Source organism: Meiothermus granaticius NBRC 107808 (assembly GCF_003574355.1).
Taxonomy (GTDB): domain Bacteria; phylum Deinococcota; class Deinococci; order Deinococcales; family Thermaceae; genus Meiothermus; species Meiothermus granaticius.
Genome location: NZ_QWLB01000009.1, coordinates 44999 through 62862 on the forward strand (window position 1 = coordinate 44999; position 17864 = coordinate 62862).

Genomic DNA, 17864 nt, shown 5'->3' on the forward strand with positions numbered 1-17864 from the left:
ACCAAGCGCAATTTGCTTGGTATATAATCCTTGGTATGACCAAGGGTACCCTCAGCTCCAAGCATCAGATCACCATCCCGATCGAGATGGTGCGAGCCCTGGGGCTAAAGCCGGGGGATGAACTCGAGTTCAGCCTCGAGAACAACACCATCACCCTCAGACCCCACCGGCTGGGCCTCGAGGCCGCCTTTGCCCAGTACAGCGCCGACCTGAGCGCCGAGACCGGGGGGCATGCAGCCTGGCACGTCCGCGCAGCGCGCGGCTGGGACGAAGAGCGCCAGCCATGACCAGCCTGGACACCAGCGTGCTGCTGACCGCGCTCGATTCCAGCGACCCCCAGCAGGCCAGGGCCCAGCAGGCCATCCTGAAGGCTGCCGCAAGCAGCCCGCTGCTCATCTGCCCGCCGGTGTACGCCGAGTTGCGGGCCTCGGCTTACTGGGAAAGCCAGATCGAGCCCTTTCTAAGCGCCACCGGCATCCGTACCGCCTGGGAGATGCCCGAGCCGGTCTGGGCTCGAGCGGGCCAGGCCCTGGGCCAGTACGCCCGCCTGCGCAGGGGCGGGCAGTTGCCCCGGCGCATCCTGGCCGACTTCCTCATCGCGGCCCACGCCGAGCACCACCGGCTTGCGGTTCTAACCTTCGATACCACCGTGCTCAAGGCGGTGTTCCCGGAGGTTGTGTTGCTCAAGCCCTGAGCGTCTATAAAACGCTTACAGCAGCGCCTCCTGGGTAGGTTCGGGCTTCGGCACATCCTGGGCCAGCCTGGAGACCTCGAGCCAGCTCGTCACCAGGGCATTGTACAAAAGCCCCTCCTGGGCCCACTTCTTGCGTTCGCAGATGGCATACAGCCGGTAGGCCAGCTCACGGGCGGCGTCGCCGTTGGGCAGGGCCGCCAGCAGGGCGGCCGCGGCCTTTTCGCCGCCGGTGTTCAGGGTGCGGATAAGCTGGTGGGTGGCCTCCCAGACCGGAATATCCGGGTCGGCGGCGGGGTTCCAGCCCTCGGGCAGCTCCTCGGGGCGCAACAGCCGCACCCGGCCCGCCCGCGACCACAGGATGCCGGCCTCCACCAGCCCCTGCACGCTGGTGTTCTTGGCCTTGGAGAGGGTCTCGGCCATCCCAAAGGGCCCTTCCTCGAAGCCCATCTGCTCGAACCAGGCCAGCGCCCAGCGGGTATCGGGGTCGAAGTCGCCCTCCTGTTCCGAGAGCACCTCGTCGAGCATCTGGTTGATAAGGGCCAGGGCGGTTCGCACCCGCATGGGCGTGCCGTCCGACTCCAGCACCTGGGCGTAGCGGCTATACACCGCCATCCCCGGCCCAATGGCGGCCTGGGCCAGATCCACCGGGGCAATGCTCCCCTGCTGCAACTCCCTGAGCGCCCCCGGCAGCTCGGCCCGCAACCCCTGCAAAAACTCCCGCCGCGTGGCCACCGGTGCATCCGCCGGGCGCGGGCGGCAGACCAGCACAATGGAGGAGGCCAGGGCGTTGGCCCCTTTGGCCACCATCCGATTGGAAAGCTCCGAGCGCATGGGCCAGGTGCCGGTAATCTGAAACCCCGCCCGAATCAACCCCGTGAGCATGGTCTCCCAGCCGGTAGAGGCGGTTCCTTCGGCGCCCCCATTGCCCCGCCCCTCGGCGGCCTCGGCCTGCTCGTCGTCTGGCCCATCGGCCTCCTCCGACTCGGCCTGCTTGAAGGCGTAGTAGACCGTCAGGGGGTAGTCCGGGTGCGCGGCCTCCCGCATCCGCTCGAAGGCCTTGCCCAGCCCCTCCTCGAAGAAGGCCTGGGCCTTTGGCTTGCTGCCCTCAAACCGATACGGCGTGGCCACCAGCTCCGCCGCCTTGGGCACCAGCAGCGTGCCAAACAACTCCGGCAACACCCCCCCCAGCGAACGCCGCAGCCAGACATAAAAAAAGTCCGAGAGGTCGGCATAGCCGATGTTGTCGTAGTAGGGGGGGTCGGTGGAGATGAGCGGCAACTTTCCTTCAATATTAATTTTTGTTGCGTCTTGCTGATAAGCCTTCCCAAGACTTGAGCTGGGCATTGCCTCTAGCACTCGGAGCAAGCTACCGAGACTCACTATGAAGTCTCCTGCTGATTTAGAAAACAATCCAGCTTCTGAATAGTCCCATAGCATAGGAATAGCCTGCTTAGTAAACAGATGTCGCACCTGTGTTTTTGAGGATTCCCACATGCACAAAGAATTTTGAATGTCCGCAAGACGACTAACTCCTAGGCCCAAATACACCGCCACCGCATCGGCGTAGGCTTTGGCCTGCTCACCCAAACCGGCGGCCTGGGCGTCTTGGAGGGCCTTTTCTCTGGCTTCGGCTACCAGGTCGGAGAAGGTGGTGAGGGCCTCGAGCTGGCGGGGGGTGAAGAGGTGGTGAAAATGAGTTAGTCCGTATAGGGGGGTGAACATCGAGCGACGATCATCGCTAATCTGACCCTCTGGGTACCACTTCGGATTGGCCTCTTGAGCCTTCTCCTCCTGCTCTTTTGTAGGCGGAAGATAGACTCTTTCCCGGTTTCCCTCTGCCACTATTGCCATCATCTGAGCGCCCATCCGACCCGCAACACCCTCAGCCTTGATGTAACTTCCGGGCACGGGCTGATTACAGGCAATGCACTTGAAGTTAGCTCCTCGCGCTGTCTTTGGTGGCTCTGGCGCATTTTTCCCTCGCTTTATGGCATACCGCACCCTCGGCGGCTGGGTGCTGCGGTCTATTTGCGGCTCCACGTGGTGCTCCTTGCCGGGTTTGCTGCTGAGCACCCAGCTTCGCACCAGGGGCATCTGGCAGCCGCAGGCGGGGTTGGGGCAGCGCACCGTGCGGGCCCAGAGCCAGGCGATCACGGTGGCCTGGCTGCCGCTGGGAAGCTGGGCCCTGGGGTAGAGGTGGCCAATGCGCCGCTCGGCCTCGTCGCGCATCCACTGGCCGTAGTAGCGCACGTCCTCGGCCAGGCCCTTCGCACCGGGCCAGCGGTCGGAGGGGCGGGCCTTCTGGCGGTAGGCCGGGTTGATGGGGGGCTGCCCGGCAAAGCGGGGGGGAATTTCAATCAGGGCCTTGTTGATGAGCACCGCCACCGGGTTCAGGTCGGAGGCGTGGGCTTCCAGGCCCAGGCGCTGGGCCTCGAGGGGGATGGTGCCCCCACCGGCAAACGGGTCGAGCACCGGGGGCGGGTTGCCGCCGGTGGCGTTCAGGATTTCCTGCCGGGCCTCGGAAAGCACCTGGGGGTTGGTGCTGTTTTCCCACTTCACCAGCCGCTCGATAAGCTCAAAGAGCCGCTTGCGCTCGGCTTCCTGGGCCTGGGGGGTGCGGAAGCGCTCGGGGTGGGCGCTGGGGTCGTCTACCAGGCTGGCAAAGAGCACCGCTCGAGCGGCGGCCAGGGGGCGGCGGGCCCACCACAGGTGCAGGGTGGAGGGGTGGCCGTGGCGGATGGACTTCTCGCGGGCCGACTCGCGGTTGATGGCTTCCAGGGGCAGCGCGACCTCGATAAGCTTTTTGGGCATCTGCTAGGCCTCCAATGCGTCCATAACCGCACGGGCTGGGGAGAAGATTCCGGGGTGCATGGCGCTAATGATACAAACCGGGGGCTCGAGTTTCATAACGCTGGCCAAATACAACGAACGTATCACAAGGGCCACACCCCGCGTTCGTCGGTCAGAACCAGCCCCGCTCAGCCCCCTCGATCAGGTTCAGTACCGGCAGACCCAGCTTCTGCCCGGCTTCTCGCATGGGCCAGGGTTCCCGGCCTTCCCATCAGCCCGCTCAGGAGCACATTGGTGTCCAGAATCAGGCGGGGCGGGGTCATTGTGGGAAGCGCTGGCGAATCTGCTCAGGGCTCAGGGTGCGCCCGGTCTCGGGCGGCTCGGGCTGCCGGGCCCTGGCCCAGGCCAGCGCCTCCTGAAGCAGCGCCTCGCGCTCGGACTCGGGCAGGCGCTCGAAAAAGGCCCGCACCTCGCGCAGACCCTCCCCCACCCCAAACAGGGCCCGGGCCTGCTCCGGCCCCAGCCAGGCCACCAGGTCGCGGTAAAGGATGCGGTACTGCTTGCGCCTACCGCTCGAGACCTCCACCGCCCCCAACTCCCCCGAGGACACCTTGCGCCGGATGGTCTCGTCCGAGACCCGCAGAATACGGGCCACCTCGGCCACAGTGTAGACCGGTTCCTGGGCAGTCATAAGCCAATCTTACCACAACAACCACAATAGCCACACCAGCGAGGCTCGAGTACTTTGCTCAACTACCCTGGCGCACCGCCCGGGCCAGCAGATCCCGAAGCTTGTAGTTGGCGCTGGCCAGGCCGGGGTCGGGCTCGCGGCTGAAGGGCCGGGGCAGGTAGTGCAGCTCGTGCCCCTCGCCGTCCACCAGCACCAGGGCCAGGATGAACTGCTCGGCCTTGTTGAGCCCGGTGAGGATCTCGTTGTGGGTGACGGTCACGGTCTCGGCCCCGGCTACGCGGCCCTTCACCTCGATGAAGCGCAGCCGGCCCTTGGAAGGGCCCTCGAGCACCTCGCTCTCGATGTCGTAGCCCAGCTTGAGGTGGCTCACATCGCGGGGGAGGTGGCCCAGGCGGCGCTCGTGCTCCATCACCACCTGCATGGCCCGGCGCTCCATCTGGGCGGTTTCCCGAGCCAGCCGGTCGGCCTCGGAGGGGAGCTGCCCGGTGAGCTCCAGCAACAGGCCCCGGGGTAGAACCAGCATCTCGGCCACCAGCAGCGGGGGCCGCTGGGAGAGCTGGCCCTCCTCCTCCAGTTCGGCCAGGCGGGCCTTGAGGCGGGCCTCGAGGTCGTCGGCCCGGTCGCGGGCCTTTTTGGAGTTGAGCCGGGGCTTTTTGCCCGCCTCCTCCAGAGCCCGCAGCTCGTTGGCCCTGGCGTCCCAGTAGGCAATCTCGCGGGTCAGCCGCTCGCGGACCGCCGCCCGGGTGCGCCGGATCTGCTCGGCCTGGCGCCCCTGCACTTCCTGAAAATGGGCTGGCATCAGCTCCAGGATGGCGTACTCGGTGGCCTGAGCGGCGCTGGTCTCGGGGCTATAGGCGGGGTGCTGGGCCAGCCAGGCGGCCACAGCGGGGCGCTCGTCTTCGGACAAGGGGCGGTAGTCCAGGTAAGGGGCATACCCGGCAGGCTGGGGCTTCCCGCCCAGGGGAATCTCGATGAAGTGAAGCTGCCTGGAGAGGATCCGGCGCTGGCCCGCGGCGTCCCGGCGCCCGTCCTCCACCACGTGCTCGAGGGCATACAGGGCCCTTGGGGTCTGGCCCAGGTCGGCCTCGTCCACCAGCACCCCGCCCTGGCGCAACAGCTCCCCGTCGCGCTCCAGCACCATCTGCCCCACCACGTCCAGCAGCGGATGCCCCGGCGTGACCCACTGGGCCGGGGGACGGCCCTCCTGCTGCACCCGGGCCTTGTCGAAGGTGATGCGCTCGTAGCGCTCCAGAAGGGGGATGCGGCTCCCCATCTGCAGGGCTCGCTCGCGCAGGCGCTGGGGCACATGGCGGATCTCGTAGCGCCCGCTCTCCCGCTCGTACACGCTGCCCCCGAGCTGCCGGAAGGCCCGCAGGAAAAACTGCCCGATGTAGAAGGGCTGCAAACGCCGGGCCTCGGCCCGCTCCATCTCGGCCCGGATGCGCTGCACCTGGCTCAGGTTCAGGCTGTCGCGGGCCAGGGCGCGCTCCTCGAGCAGGGCCTGCAGCCGCTCGCGGTCGAGGGCGCTGTCCACCACCTGCTCGAGCCAGGCCCGCCGCTCGGGCTGGTTGCCGTAGCGGATGGCCTCGATCAGCAGGTCGCGCAGGGGGCGGTTGCCAAAGCTCAACCGCCCCAGCACATCGAACACCTGGCCCCCCAGGGCCTTGCGGGCCCGCTCGAGCTTCTCGAAGAGCCGCTCGAACACTTCGCCCTCGCGGGTGTCCTGGGCGATCAGGTTCCACAGGTGGCAGACCTCGGTCTGGCCGATGCGGTGGATGCGCCCGAAGCGCTGCTCGAGGCGGTTGGGGTTCCAGGGCAGGTCGTAGTTGACCATCAGGTGGGCCCGCTGCAGGTTGATGCCCTCACCGGCGGCATCGGTGGCGATCAGCACCACCACCTCGGGGTCGCCGGTGAAGGCCTCCTGGGCCGCCCGGCGGGCCTCGCGCGAGAGGGCCCCATGGATGGCCACCACCGCCTCGGGCCGGCCCAGCAACCCCACAATGCGCTCGTACAGGTAGTGCAGGGTGTCGCGGTGCTCGGTAAAGATCACCAGCTTGCGCCGCGCACCGCCGGGGTGAAACATCTCGGGGCGGTCCTGCAACAGCCCGGAGAGCTCCTCCCATTTGCGGTCGCGCCCGGAGCGGCGCACCTCCAGGGCCAGGGCCTCCAGCCGCTTCAGGGTGAGGATCTCGGCCTCGAGCTCGGCGATGGTGCGGGCCGCGGTGGCCTGGTCGGCCAGGGTATCCTCGGTCTGGAAGCGCTCCTCCTCGCTCGGGTCGTCGTCATCCTCGGGGACTTCCAGGGGAAGCTCAAGGGGGGTGAGCTGGGGGCGCCTGGGGTGCTGGCTGCGCTCGGCCTCGAGGCGGCGCTCCAGACGCTCCCGCCGCCGGAAAAGCGACCGGTAGATGGCCTCGGGGCTCGAGGCCAGCCGCCGCTGCAGCACCGTGAGGGCAAAGCCCACCGTACCGCGCGAGCCGCTATCCAGGGCCTCGGCCCGGTTGAACTCCTGCCGCACATACTCGCTCACCTCGTGGTAGAGGTGGGCTTCCGGCTCGGAGAGGGTGTAGGGCACGGCGTAGGCCATCCGCTCGGGGAAGAGCCGCCGCCCGTCGAAGCGCAGGAGCTGCTCCTTGGTCAGGCGGCGCATCAGGTCGGCAACCTGGGGGGTCTCGCCCGTGCGGGGCCGCCCCTCAAAGCGGTCAGGGTCCAGCAGGGCCATGAAGAGCTGGAAGTCCTCGGGCCGTCCGTTGTGGGGGGTGGCCGTGAGCAGGAGCAGGTGCCGGGTCAGGCGGCCCAGCAGGCGGCCCAGATGGTAACGTTTGGTGTACTTGACCTCGGCCCCAAAGTAGGTGGCCGACATCTTGTGGGCCTCGTCCACTACAATCAGGTCCCACTCGGTCTGCTCGAGGCGGCGCTGCAGGGCCTCGTCGCGCGAGAGCTTGTCCAGGCGGGCAATCACCCGCGGGGTCTCGGCCAGCCAGTTGCCGCTCACGGCGGCTTCCAGCTTGTCGTTGGTCATGATCTCGAAGGCCAGGTGGAAGCGGCCAAACAGCTCATCCTGCCACTGCTCGACCAGGCTGCCCGGGGCCACCACCAGGGCTCGCCGCAGGTCACCCCGGGCCATCAACTCGCGCATCAGGAGCCCGGTCATGATGGTCTTGCCCGCGCCGGGGTCGTCGGCCAGCAGAAAGCGCAGCGGCTGCCGGGGCAGCATCTCCTCGTAGACCGCGGTGATCTGGTGCGGCAGCGGCTCCACGCTGGAGATGTGTACGGCCAGCCGGGGGTCGAAGAGGTGCGCCAGGCGGATGCGGTGGGCCTCGGCGGCCAGTTGCAGGCGGCCCCCATCCAGATGGGCGTCCCAGGCCCGCCCCTGCGACTCGAGGCTCAGCAGGGGCTCCTGGTGCGGGTAGAGCACCACGCTCTCGGTCAAGCCGGTGTCGGTGCGGTAGGTGACCTCCAGGGCATGGCCCCCGCCAAAGCTGCGGGCATCCAGCACCAGCACCGCTTGCCCGGGCACGATGCCCAGCACCCTCGAGCCGCGGGTTACCTCCTGTAGCCTGAGCATGAAACCGCCTACAGCACTACAAAACCCTGCTCCACAAAGTGTTGATCAAAGGCGAAGGCCCGATGGATGCCCAGCTCTCGCATGAGTAGGAAGCTCGTCCAGTCCACCAGGCTTACATCCCTTCGCCCTGCCACAAGCAACGTGGCCACAGCACGCTCATGAAGACCCCGTTCCACGGGGTGCAAGTCCACCACCGCCAGCAATTCCTCATTGAGCACTCGTACCGCCTCGAGGCCCAACCGCCGCTGGGCCAGGGCATTGGCCTCCACCACCACATAAAGATGGGTTGTGAGCATTTCGTCTTCAGCCAGCAGGCCAGCCCAAATTCGGCGTGCTGCCGGATGGTTTTCATCATCTCGGTCCAGCAGAGCGTACAGGGCAGAAGTATCAACGAGGATCAAAATCATCCTCCAGGTAGGTGTCGTGCCTGCGGCTGACATCAGTCAGTCCCGAGGCAAAACGGCCTACCGCGCCCAGGGCCCTTTCTTTGCGCCACCGCTGTTCCTGGTCGCTCTCCTCGAGAATCCGAACCACCGCCCGCCGAATGACCTCCGCAATGGACACCCTCTCCTTTTGGGCAAGTGCTCTGACCCGGCGTATCTGATCTTCAGTAAGTTGGATCTGGGTGCGCGTCATGCCATCATTTTAGCATGATAAGGAAGCATGCATGCACATGATGGAGAGCAGCCAGGCTCTTATCATATACACCCCTACCCCGATAACCACCGATACAGGGGCATAGGATGGATGGTGAAGCAACGAAGGTTGCGCAGGGCAGCCAGAGCCTGGGCGCCTTTACCGGTACGACAGGCATCCTCTCCTAGCGCCACATCCCGCTTGTGGTGCAGCCGGTTCTCGATGGCCCAGTGACCCCGGCTGAGGTGCGCCAGGGTAGCGGCATTGGCCTGCTCTGGCGACAGACTGGTGAGGTAGAGATCGGTCTCCTGGGAAACAGCACCGCTACGTTTATGCATCTTGTGGCGATGGATGGCCACGATTTGCTTTAGTCCCGGGAAGGACGCTTCCTCCTCCGGCGGCAACTGTGTGATTCGGCGGGCCTGCCAGACCCACAGCACACCGCTGCGCACCTCGTGGTAGCGGTGAACCTCCTCTGCGGGATACCTCAGCAGAAACTCGCCCCAGTCTTTCAAGGCCGCCTGGTTCTCCTTTCAGGCCCGCCCTTGCCCCCGCCAAAGGAACCCCGGCAGGGCCGTGAGCAAGACACGCCTAAAACCCAGTAAAGTCCGTATGACTAGAGGTCCCAGCACCGGCCTGACCATGGGATCTTAGCCACAATGCAGACTGCAGCACGGCCATAGTTTTGGGTTTCGCCAACGGTATACCAAATTTCTCTGAAGTTACACAGTAGTGAGGAGCTACCCCAGATTAACTGCATGTCTCGTTTCAGCCTTCCCCAGACCTCAATCACAGATCCCTCAATTCACCCTCACGAGTCATCAGTTTTCCCCCAATTAGCACTGGAAGATTCAACTTTCGGACATTGTGGCAGTAATCTTCCGCAAAGCGCTTTAGCAGCGCGGATTCCCTCAAAACATCCTGGTCGTCGGAAAGGTAATCTAGCAGGCTCTGGGTTATTAGCACAATGAGCTTGCACCGTGCCCTTGAGGCCATCACGTTGAACCGGTTAAGGCTGTAGAGGAACTCGTCCTCGAGCTGGATCACGTCGGGGTCGCCCAACCCGAAGGAGGCAATGATCACGTCGCGCTCCTGCCCCTGGAACCGCTCCACCGTGTCCACCGCTGAGCGGATCACCCGATGGGCTACTGAACCAGCAAAGTTCCGAATGAGGTGCTCTGCGATCTTACTTACCTGAGCCCGATGCGGTGTAACGATGCCGACCCCGTGCTCCCAAAACCTGTCGGGCGAATAAGGGGTTGTTGCGGGTATCGTCGGGTTTCCACTCGCATCCCTCAACCCAAGTGGCTTCTCGGCTAGGTTGCCTTGCAACAGGGCTATGAGCGCGGTGACGGTCTGGGCCTCGAACTCGTTGGATTGCCCGCTCTCAAAGTCCTCATAGACGAAGCAGGTGACCGGCCTTTCGGGATTGAGCAGCTCACCCCACGCGGAGGACCAACGGACGGTTGACGGCCAGTTAGGGGGTTGCGAGGTCGGGAGGCCGCCCGGTAGGTGAAGGCGAAGTTGAGGTGAGTGACTCACAAGGCTAGGGGAATAGCCTGCCAGCCGGACGAAATCCACAATGGTTTTGTTAGAGCGGTAATTGATGTCCAGCGAGGTTGCCTGGATGCCCTGGTCCAAGGTCATGAACTCGTACAACGAACCCACCTTGACCTCGAGGTCTTTCGGGGGGTCAGCAGGGTGGATGGGTGGGAGCTGAAGGTTATCCCCTGCAAGCACCACTCTCCCGTCTTGAGCCACCTTGCTGAAGATCAGGGTACTCATCGCCACGTCCATCTGAGAGGCTTCGTCGATGATCACCAGATCAAACCACTCGCGTACGGCATGGCTTTGAGCACTTGACGTTGCACCTGCGTAAGCCAAGTTATGGAGTTGCTGGGGGGTCGTTCCCAAGATTAGGACACCAGCGGGGTTGTGCAGAAGGTGTTGCAATCGATTAACATCGGCCCCTGGATTGCGGACATCGAGAGGTATGTTAACCAAGGCAGTGTGCGCTGCAAGGCTAGCGTCAGGGGCGCGGAATTTTGATTGGACGCGGAATAAGCTGGGTGGGGTGGGATTGCTTCGGTAATGCTCTTCGAGCCTGAGCAGCACATTGTCCACGGCAGTGTAGGTGTTGGCAGTGACCAGTACCCTGAGCGGGCGGTTCGAACTCTGAGCATCCAACACCGCGCCCAGCACCACCGCCCGCAGCGTCTGGCTCTTGCCGGTTCCGGGCGGCCCCCAAATGACCGACAGGCGACGCTTTAGGGCTTCACGCCACGCGCTCCACTGAGAGGGGTTCAGCATCACCCCGCTGTGTTCAAGCTGAGTTTGGAGCGCAGCGGTGTTGATTGGAAGGGTCTTTTGGTAGGTGTGGAGACTGTAGTACAAATAGTCCCAAGCAACTTTAGGGGCTCTTCCACCTCCCGTGGCAGGAGGGGTCGGGGCGGCGGGTAGGCTCCGCGTAATTACCATGTTGTTCGGCCAGCCGGGAGGCTTGCCGATGGCCCTAATCGTCAACTTGAGTTTTTTGGACAGGCTGTCCGTGTACATCTGATCGAGCATCACGTGCTGCCTAAAGTCCACTCCGCTCACGCTCTCGAGCTTGAGAACCTTGGCTCTCGCGTCTAGGCGCAGTGCGATCAACAGATTTTGCCTATCTATGGCCTCGAGGGAGACTTTGGTCAGATCCGCTTCCGCCACCGAGCGAAACTGCTGATCGCCGGAGGTGTAAGTCTCTAGGCCAGAAAAGATATGCGGTGTGGCTATGCGGTGGAGAAAGGTCGGGTCATTGCGGGGAGAGAGCGCCAGTCCGACAGCGTTTTCTCTGATGTTCACCTCGGCTGAGGATGGTGAAAGCTCATAGATAAGCAGATCCTGGGTGTCGAATAGCTGGGTGCCCGCTGCAGCGTTTAGGTGTTTTAGGGCGCGGCTCCGTCCGGCAGGGTCGTCTATGCGCTGGGTGAGGTGGGCCGACTTGAGCCGCGCTTCGCGCTCATGCGCGGCCATCGCGTAGGTGACTTGCGCCTCGAGTTCTTCACTGGCCGCGTTGAGCCGATGATATTGATACCAGAGCTGGCCCTCCAAACTGACTCCTTTGAGAGGTTGCTCATAGTTAAAACTTAGTGGTGGGGCTGCCTCTTTAGCTAGGGTCGGGCGTAGGTCTTGCTCCAGACGGTTAGAGATCAGCGCCAGTGCATAGGTCTTGCGAAGACTAGTTTCCTCGAGGCGCCGTTGCTTATTTGACCAGTTATCCGAACGTCCCCAGTATTCGTGAATGCGTTCTGCGGGAATCAGGTTGCTCAAGGGATCCTGGTAGTGCGGGTCAAACTTAGGGATGAATTTTGCGAGGCGGGGATGATAGCTAGTGACCACACCCGTTAAGGTGTAGTGGTGTGGCTGCGGAACCGCCACGTGGCTCTCCACGGCATCCGCGACCAGGGTTATTGGCGACCTCCGGGTGGCGTCCTCGGGATGCGCTAATAGTTCGGGTGAAGGGAAGAGCCAAGCCAGATCACGTAAATTAGGGTTGGCTACGATTGCAGGCAGGTGGCGACCCACCATGCGGATCAGTTGGCGCAGTTGGGCCTCATCCCAGAGGTAGATCTGGTAAGAGCTACCCTGCTCGAGGCCGGTGCGGTCTGAAGCAGCTCTTTTCTTGTCCAAGGCCCGCACCTCGTCCATGATTGCCTTTAATTGCTCAAGGAAGCGTAGGAACTCCCGGCGCTCGCTGTCCACCGAGCGCTGATCCACCACGTACACCAGGCGGTGCGAGGCGTCTCCCCAACGCCGCCTGTCCCGCTGAGTCTTTTTCTTCTTCTCCTGGTTAGGTTTGTAGTCGGGCTCCATCCACCAAGCTCGTAATGACATGACCGCTGTGATCGCACTGCTGGGGTCGAAGTCTAGATTGATCCAGATTTTTAGGTCGGCCCATGGGGGCATCACTGCCGAGGTGCCGCTATTGGGGATGGTGGTGGCGGCGCTCTTCACCAGGGCCTGAGCGCGGGCGGTGATCACGGCACTGCGGGCCTTCAAGCCCTGGTTTGAGCTTTGGCTGAACGCGGGATCCGAGGGGGGCAGGGTTGCCAGATCACTCACCGTTTGTACACGCCTCTGCAGCACCGCCGCGCTGCCCTTGGTCAGACCCGGTACGCGGCTTAGATGATCGTTCTGCTGTGCAACCTGCCAGCAGTGCAGTTCGTGTTCGGTAGGTTTACCTTCGCTGTCTTTCCAAGGGTAGCCCAGGAACTCGCAGCCCAGGCAGCGGTAGTCAACATGCCATTGCAAGTTCTGCCAGGGGGTTCGGAGGACACGGGGCAGGTCTTTAGTGAGCAGGCGGCGCAACCTGGGGATGAATACACTGTACTCGGCAGTCTCGAGATCCTCTTCGAGCGCCGTCGCTAGGTCAGCATCAGTTATCAAAGCCCCGGCTAGCCGCGCCTTGGCTTTTTGGGCAAGTTTGGAGGCATCGTGGCTTCCGGGCCAAACCGCACCTGCCGCCACCACCACGAACCGATCGTCGTAACCCCGCTCTTTGAGCCAGGCAGCTAGGATCAGCGAGTAGTGCACTACCTCGGCGAAGTAGTTGGCCCCTGGCTCTGCGGTGAGCTTAAGGTCAATGACTCGCAGGCGGAGGCGCTCGTCGGTTGGGGGCAGGTCGGTCAGGTTGCCCTGCTCGTCCACAGCCTGCCACACCTTGCCTGATGGGGGGACGAATCCCGGCGGCAGCACCTGTAACAGGTCGGGGATTACCGTACCGTTGGAGATTAGCGGGTTTCCGAACTCGTCAGTAAGCCCGCCCAGATTGTATGTGGCCCGGAAGGCAGCAGGGACACCATATTTCGCCTCGACCACGAAGTTAAAGGACTGGAGTTTATCCATGACCGATTCTAGCAACGTGGGTTCGGGTCGCAGTTTGCCGGGTTTAGGCGAGTTGACGAAGACCTTCCCTGCACCGAACAGGTTTTGTACCTCCGACACCTTAAGATCCTGCCAGGTGTCGCCTGCCATCGAGAGGTAGGTGAGGCCTGCCCTGGCCGTCTGTCTAGGGGGGAGGCTGTGTTTTTTCAGCTCGGCATCGCCGTACATAGACAACCTGAACCGGCGCTCGCAGTCGGACTTAAGGTACAGAGAGATACTCTTCTTTTTCAGCTCGGGCATAGTTTTTCTCCAAGTGATCATAAGAATATCAAGCATAACGGCGCATTGAAGGCCAAATGAACCAGTCTGGCAAAACTGCCACACTGACTCTCAATCCAGTGCAAGAGCGGCTATCAGGCCGTGGAACCAACCCTTTTAAGAGCTGGAGCACTGTAATCCACCAGGTCTAATCCAAGGGCGCGGAAGCCCAATTTCCTCGCTACCTTTAACGTGGTGCCGCTCCCGGCAAAGGGGTCAAGAATTGTGGCGGGGACGGGTTCGGCGGGGCAGCCGCAAGTCTCCCATCCAGTCTGGGCCTTCATCGGAAAAGTGAACTCGCGGAAATAACCGCCCAGCACCACTTTTGCTTCGTTCGCCAGGCGCAACACCTCTCGGGCATTTTTTTCATCTCCTTGAATTTTCCTGGCTTTCCCGGCATCCCCCAAGCCCACGGCCCGGATCGCGGCGAGGTGCTCGGCAGTGAGATTTGATTCCTCGAAGAGTTGCATGGCCCGGATGGCTTGAGGCCTATCTGGATTTAAACGCGCTGTGCGTTCAACTATCGGCAGGTGCGGCTTACCGCATTGAGGGCAGACCCTTTCAGGGGCGGCAAATGTGAGCACGCGTTCTACTAACTCATCTGGGAACGGAGCTAAATGCGGATCCTTCGAACGCTCTGCACGGAGCTTCCAGACATTACCCGGGTTAAATCCATTGCCGAATTTCGCGGCGTAACCGTACAGGTTGGTATAGATTTCCCGCTTCCTTGAAAGGTGGTAGATAAACTCGTATCGGTTAGCCAATCGATAAGGCTTTGACTCGGGAATACCATACGACTTCACCCAAACGATTCGGTGCTGGATAAGCCAGCCGTGATCCTGCGCGGCCAGCATGAACCGCTCGGGTATCCCAGCCAGGTCGCGGTTAACATATGTATCTGCGATGTTTACAAAAGCCGATCCATGCGGCTTGAGTACCCGTTCCCACTGCTTGAGACAGGCCATAAGGCTGCGTATATAGCCTTTTGGGGTTGCCTCCTGGCCTATTTGTTTGGGATGTAGATAGTCGATTTTTTTCCAGTAAGGGGGCGAGGTGATGATCAGATCAATGCTGTTTTCCTCGAGCGCAGAGAGGTCTCGAGCATCTCCAACCAAGAATGTCGTTTCGCTTTGCCTGAGTGGGTTAGGCGTGGGGGATGTTTTTCTCAAACCTGCTCCCATCGAATCAGAGTTTATATCTATCCCGTCCTCTCGTCGAGAGGGGCGGCGGCAGATCAAAAACCCAAATGGCTCGGAGGAGGGCTTGTGCGAACTATTGCCCCTACCATTCCCCTTCTCTCGACGAACGGGGGCAAATGGACAATCCCCTTTCGGGACGGGCAGAGCCCGTGTACTCGGGGGACAATTCCCTGGCGGGACAGGCTACGCCGCTACACCCGGATGGACCGCACTGCGCGGTAGTTTTCCTCGGAGGAAGGAAGTGTTGGGAATGTTGGGAGTTTTGGCAAGGTAACCCTGCCATATTTCCTCGGAAGAGGAAACTACACTATATTCCACATGCTCTGTAACATGATGTCATGCACTGGAGAGCGGCCTTACTCTCGGTTATCGCGGCCCTGGGCCTGCCCGTTGTCGGGCGCACCTGCGCCACTACTACCGGGGCTACGAGGCCCAGGGGGTGCGGGCCTCATGGGCGCTGGCAGTGGCGGTGGAGGTTGCGACTTTCTACATGAGCTTCTCCTACGTGGTGATTCAATCCCCCTGGGCTTTCTGGGGCAGCCTCATCGGGGCTTTCGTGGTCTTCTGGGGTAACCTCTCCAGCATGTACGAAGCCCGGCTGGAAAGGCTATGGGCCGTGAACGCTCCCTCTGCGAACGAGGATTCACCTGCAAAAGAGAAGCCCGGAGTCAGGGTGCAGGCAGAACCTATTCAAACAGAGCCTATGAAGGAGGGCTCTCAGTACGTTTTCGAAACGTTGCTTGCTGCGGAAGAAGTGGAGACCAAAATCAGCCAGGTGAGGCAGTCGGTGCGGGCAGTCGCGGCCAAGGTTCCACCGAGGAGCGAACCCTTACCGGAGGCTTCGCAACTGGCAGAGGACGAAGCAGGACAGGAACCCACACTATTGCTTTCCGAGAGCGACAAGGAAGTGCTTCGGCTGGCCACATTGGGGCCGGTTGGCCCCTCGGGGATCAGCCGTGCGCTGGGAATCGCTAAGAGCAGTGCCGGCGACAGGCTCAAGAAGCTAGAACGAATGGGGCTATTGGTGAAGGACAGCTCGGGTTATGTGCCAACGGGTCAAGCACAGTCACTTCTGAAGGGATGATGTGGAGGAAACTCGGGGAGGAGAGCCTTCAGGGCCTCGAGGTCATGCCGCTCAACAGCCTGTTTGCAGATTCACTCCAGCGCAGGCATGGGGTCACTATGCTTTAGAAGTCAGCGGTAGGCATCAGCCTTCAGGTCTCATCAAAAAACGGTTTCACCTGTACAATAGCTTTGCGAGGTTTATCGCCAGTAACGAATCTTTTTGCTGAAAGTTCTACGATTTGTGAATCGTTCAGTGGACATTTGTTGAGGTCTTTGGGTTTGCTCGAACTCTCACTCTTATTATCGACAAGTTTCATGATGTTACCAAAGATCAAGTCAATGGTTGGTTTGAGAAGATTGTCCAAATCGACCGACATCCGAGCATCATTGCTCTGCTTTTCTTCGTAAAAAGTTGCATCGAAAATAAATGGTATTTTGGTTAGCTTTTCATATAAAATCTTCGTGGTTTCCTTCTCTCTCTCAAGCCCCTCCAAAACGCCAAGTTTGACTTTGATTCTTTCGATAAAATCCTGGAGTTTCTGATTGTTTTCTTCCGAATCGAATCCCTCTACATCTTTTATTGTTTTCTTGTTTATGTAAGTAAACTCCACTCGCAGAATAATCTCATTAAGAATCTCTAGCTTTACAAGCTGCCCTTTATCTTCTGTGTAACGAACTCCCTCCATAGTGTCCAGAGCATATTGACTTCATCCCAGTTTGTTGGGTTATTTGTCACTACTACGTTTTCTTGGAAGTAACAGAACATCGAGAGCAGCCGCTCCCCCAGACCCTCAGAAGGTTTTTGCGGCCAGAGAATCACCCCAGCTTGCTGCGCTGCCCCTTCACCCACCCCCAGGCCGTCCCATCGCCCACCCCGTACTTCCTTGCCAGGCTGTGAAGGGAAGCCCCGGTCTGGCGATACTCCTCCACCAGCCGAGCCCGCATCTCCCCCTTCCCTCCCGGCCCTGGCTTTTTCCGGGGAATACAGTAGAGGGTGTTATGAACATTAGGGCTAAGCTGGAGAGATGAGCCGGAAGCGGTATCCAAGCGACGTAAGCGACGAGGAGTGGATGTTCATGGCCCCCTACCTGACGCTGATGCGCGAGGATGCACCCCAAAGGGAATACGCCTTGCGGGAGGTGTTTGACGGTTTGCGCTGGATAGTCCGTGCCGGAGCCACTTGGAGGATGATGCCAGGGGATTTACCGCCCTGGGAAGTGGTTTATCAGCAAACCCAGCGCTGGCTGGCCGCGGGGGTGTTCGAGGCCATCGTGCAGGACCTGGGGGTGTTGTTGCGGTTGGCTGAAGGCAGGAGTGCTCAACCCTCCGCCGCCATCTTCGACAGCCGTACCCTGCAATCCAGCCCTGAAAGTGGTGGGCGAGCGGGATACGATGGCGCTAAACGTCGGAAGGGCAGTAAGGTGCATGTGGCCGTAGACACCCTAGGACACCTGTTGGCGTTACATGTCACCTCAGCCAATGAGCAAGACCGGGCTCAGATGTCTGAGTTGGCCCAGGCCGTGCAGCAGGCCACCCAGCAAAACGTCGAGCTGGCTTACGTGGATGCGGGCTACACCGGCGAGCGAGCCCGACAGGATGCTCAAGCGCAAGGTATCCACCTGGAAGTGGTCAAACTGCCCCAGGTCCGGAAGGGCTTCGTATTGCTACCTAGAAGGTGGGTGGTAGAGCGTTCGTTCGGCTGGGTGGCAAGGTTCCGACGGCTTGCCAGAGATTACGAACGTCTGCCACAAACCTTGGCGGGCCTGCACTTCCTGGCTTTCGCCATCCTCCTCCTGTCCCGTTTCGTCAATCTCATGTCCCAATGTGCCTAACACCCTCTAGGTTGGCGCTGTTCTGCTCAAAGCCCAACGAATTCAGCAAGCACAATCCAAGCAAGCCCTTCCCCTCTCTGCCCCTCCTGCTGCCCAGCGCGGTAAACACCTCGAGAAGGTGAACAAAATGCCTGTCATAAACGGCCGATCCGATATGCGGGGGGTCCACCTTTGGCCTTCGGCGGATCAGGCGGCAACAGGAATTGATCAG

14 protein-coding genes are annotated in these 17864 nt (G+C 61.5%); 4 read left to right on the top strand and 10 right to left on the bottom strand.

Annotated elements, in window-relative coordinates:
• Positions 1–35: 35 nt before the first annotated feature.
• Positions 36–287, top strand: coding sequence for an AbrB/MazE/SpoVT family DNA-binding domain-containing protein (locus tag Mgrana_RS04710; RefSeq protein WP_170146398.1), 252 nt, complete (start codon positions 36–38; stop codon positions 285–287).
• Entirely contained in the window at positions 284–694 is a 411-nt protein-coding gene (locus tag Mgrana_RS04715) for a type II toxin-antitoxin system VapC family toxin (protein ID WP_119356453.1), read from the top strand. Before Mgrana_RS04710 ends, Mgrana_RS04715 begins: the two co-directional genes overlap by 4 nt.
• A gap of 15 nt (positions 695–709) precedes the next feature.
• Here the strand turns inward: Mgrana_RS04715 and Mgrana_RS04720 are convergent, their stop codons facing one another.
• The 8 genes from Mgrana_RS04720 to Mgrana_RS04755 form a co-directional block, all read right to left on the bottom strand.
• Entirely contained in the window at positions 710–3505 is a 2796-nt protein-coding gene (locus Mgrana_RS04720; protein WP_119356454.1) for a DUF1156 domain-containing protein, read from the bottom strand.
• 298 nt (positions 3506–3803) lie between these two features.
• On the bottom strand, positions 3804–4175 hold the full coding sequence (locus Mgrana_RS04725) for a helix-turn-helix domain-containing protein (protein ID WP_119356455.1): 372 nt from the start codon (positions 4173–4175) through the stop codon (positions 3804–3806).
• Positions 4176–4233: 58 nt separating this feature from the next.
• On the bottom strand, positions 4234–7740 hold the full coding sequence (locus Mgrana_RS04730) for a helicase-related protein (RefSeq protein ID WP_119356456.1): 3507 nt from the start codon (positions 7738–7740) through the stop codon (positions 4234–4236).
• 8 nt (positions 7741–7748) lie between these two features.
• On the bottom strand, positions 7749–8147 hold the full coding sequence (locus Mgrana_RS04735; protein ID WP_119356457.1) for a type II toxin-antitoxin system VapC family toxin: 399 nt from the start codon (positions 8145–8147) through the stop codon (positions 7749–7751).
• On the bottom strand, positions 8128–8376 hold the full coding sequence (locus tag Mgrana_RS04740) for a ribbon-helix-helix domain-containing protein (protein WP_119356458.1): 249 nt from the start codon (positions 8374–8376) through the stop codon (positions 8128–8130). Before Mgrana_RS04740 ends, Mgrana_RS04735 begins: the two co-directional genes overlap by 20 nt.
• Before the next feature lie 74 nt (positions 8377–8450).
• Positions 8451–8891: a transposase gene (locus Mgrana_RS17300; RefSeq protein ID WP_119356459.1), complete on the bottom strand. Its 441-nt coding sequence runs from the start codon at positions 8889–8891 to the stop codon at positions 8451–8453.
• A gap of 274 nt (positions 8892–9165) precedes the next feature.
• Positions 9166–13539, bottom strand: a complete 4374-nt coding sequence (locus Mgrana_RS04750; protein WP_170146399.1) for a bifunctional RecB family nuclease/DEAD/DEAH box helicase — start codon at positions 13537–13539, stop codon at positions 9166–9168.
• Positions 13540–13652: 113 nt separating this feature from the next.
• Entirely contained in the window at positions 13653–14738 is a 1086-nt protein-coding gene (locus Mgrana_RS04755; RefSeq protein ID WP_119356461.1) for a DNA-methyltransferase, read from the bottom strand.
• A 508-nt stretch (positions 14739–15246) separates the two neighbouring features.
• On the opposite strand from Mgrana_RS04755, the gene Mgrana_RS04760 reads away from it, so the two are divergent.
• Positions 15247–15840 carry a hypothetical protein gene (locus Mgrana_RS04760; RefSeq protein ID WP_240631254.1) on the top strand — a complete coding sequence of 198 codons (594 nt, stop codon included), beginning with the start codon at positions 15247–15249 and terminating at the stop codon, positions 15838–15840.
• A 130-nt stretch (positions 15841–15970) separates the two neighbouring features.
• Here the strand turns inward: Mgrana_RS04760 and Mgrana_RS04765 are convergent, their stop codons facing one another.
• Complete coding sequence (locus Mgrana_RS04765; RefSeq protein ID WP_119356462.1) at positions 15971–16507, bottom strand: hypothetical protein; 537 nt, start codon at positions 16505–16507, stop codon at positions 15971–15973.
• 130 nt (positions 16508–16637) lie between these two features.
• Positions 16638–16766 (bottom strand): hypothetical protein, encoded by a 129-nt coding sequence (locus Mgrana_RS17225; RefSeq protein WP_276309148.1) that lies wholly within the window; start codon positions 16764–16766, stop codon positions 16638–16640.
• 80 nt (positions 16767–16846) lie between these two features.
• Here Mgrana_RS17225 and Mgrana_RS04770 point away from each other — a divergent pair, with 80 nt between their 5' ends.
• The gene (locus Mgrana_RS04770) at positions 16847–17653 is read left to right on the top strand and encodes an IS5 family transposase (RefSeq protein ID WP_119356463.1); all 807 of its coding nucleotides are present in this window, start codon (positions 16847–16849) and stop codon (positions 17651–17653) included.
• The last annotated feature ends 211 nt before the right edge of the window (positions 17654–17864 follow it).

Excerpts from the sequence above, each read along its gene's own strand:
- Mgrana_RS04715 (WP_119356453.1), top strand. The coding sequence starts at position 284 with ATGACCAGCCTGGACACCAGCGTGCTGCTGACCGCGCTCGATTCCAGC.
- Mgrana_RS04735 (WP_119356457.1), bottom strand. The coding sequence starts at position 8,147 with ATGATTTTGATCCTCGTTGATACTTCTGCCCTGTACGCTCTGCTGGAC.
- Mgrana_RS04755 (WP_119356461.1), bottom strand. The coding sequence starts at position 14,738 with ATGGGAGCAGGTTTGAGAAAAACATCCCCCACGCCTAACCCACTCAGG.
- Mgrana_RS04725 (WP_119356455.1), bottom strand. The coding sequence starts at position 4,175 with ATGACTGCCCAGGAACCGGTCTACACTGTGGCCGAGGTGGCCCGTATT.
- Mgrana_RS04770 (WP_119356463.1), top strand. The coding sequence starts at position 16,847 with ATGAGCCGGAAGCGGTATCCAAGCGACGTAAGCGACGAGGAGTGGATG.
- Mgrana_RS04730 (WP_119356456.1), bottom strand. The coding sequence starts at position 7,740 with ATGCTCAGGCTACAGGAGGTAACCCGCGGCTCGAGGGTGCTGGGCATC.
- Mgrana_RS17225 (WP_276309148.1), bottom strand. The coding sequence starts at position 16,766 with ATGCGGGCTCGGCTGGTGGAGGAGTATCGCCAGACCGGGGCTTCCCTT.
- Mgrana_RS04750 (WP_170146399.1), bottom strand. The coding sequence starts at position 13,539 with ATGCCCGAGCTGAAAAAGAAGAGTATCTCTCTGTACCTTAAGTCCGAC.
- Mgrana_RS04720 (WP_119356454.1), bottom strand. The coding sequence starts at position 3,505 with ATGCCCAAAAAGCTTATCGAGGTCGCGCTGCCCCTGGAAGCCATCAAC.
- Mgrana_RS04740 (WP_119356458.1), bottom strand. The coding sequence starts at position 8,376 with ATGACGCGCACCCAGATCCAACTTACTGAAGATCAGATACGCCGGGTC.
- Mgrana_RS04765 (WP_119356462.1), bottom strand. The coding sequence starts at position 16,507 with ATGGAGGGAGTTCGTTACACAGAAGATAAAGGGCAGCTTGTAAAGCTA.
- Mgrana_RS04760 (WP_240631254.1), top strand. The coding sequence starts at position 15,247 with ATGAGCTTCTCCTACGTGGTGATTCAATCCCCCTGGGCTTTCTGGGGC.
- Mgrana_RS04710 (WP_170146398.1), top strand. The coding sequence starts at position 36 with ATGACCAAGGGTACCCTCAGCTCCAAGCATCAGATCACCATCCCGATC.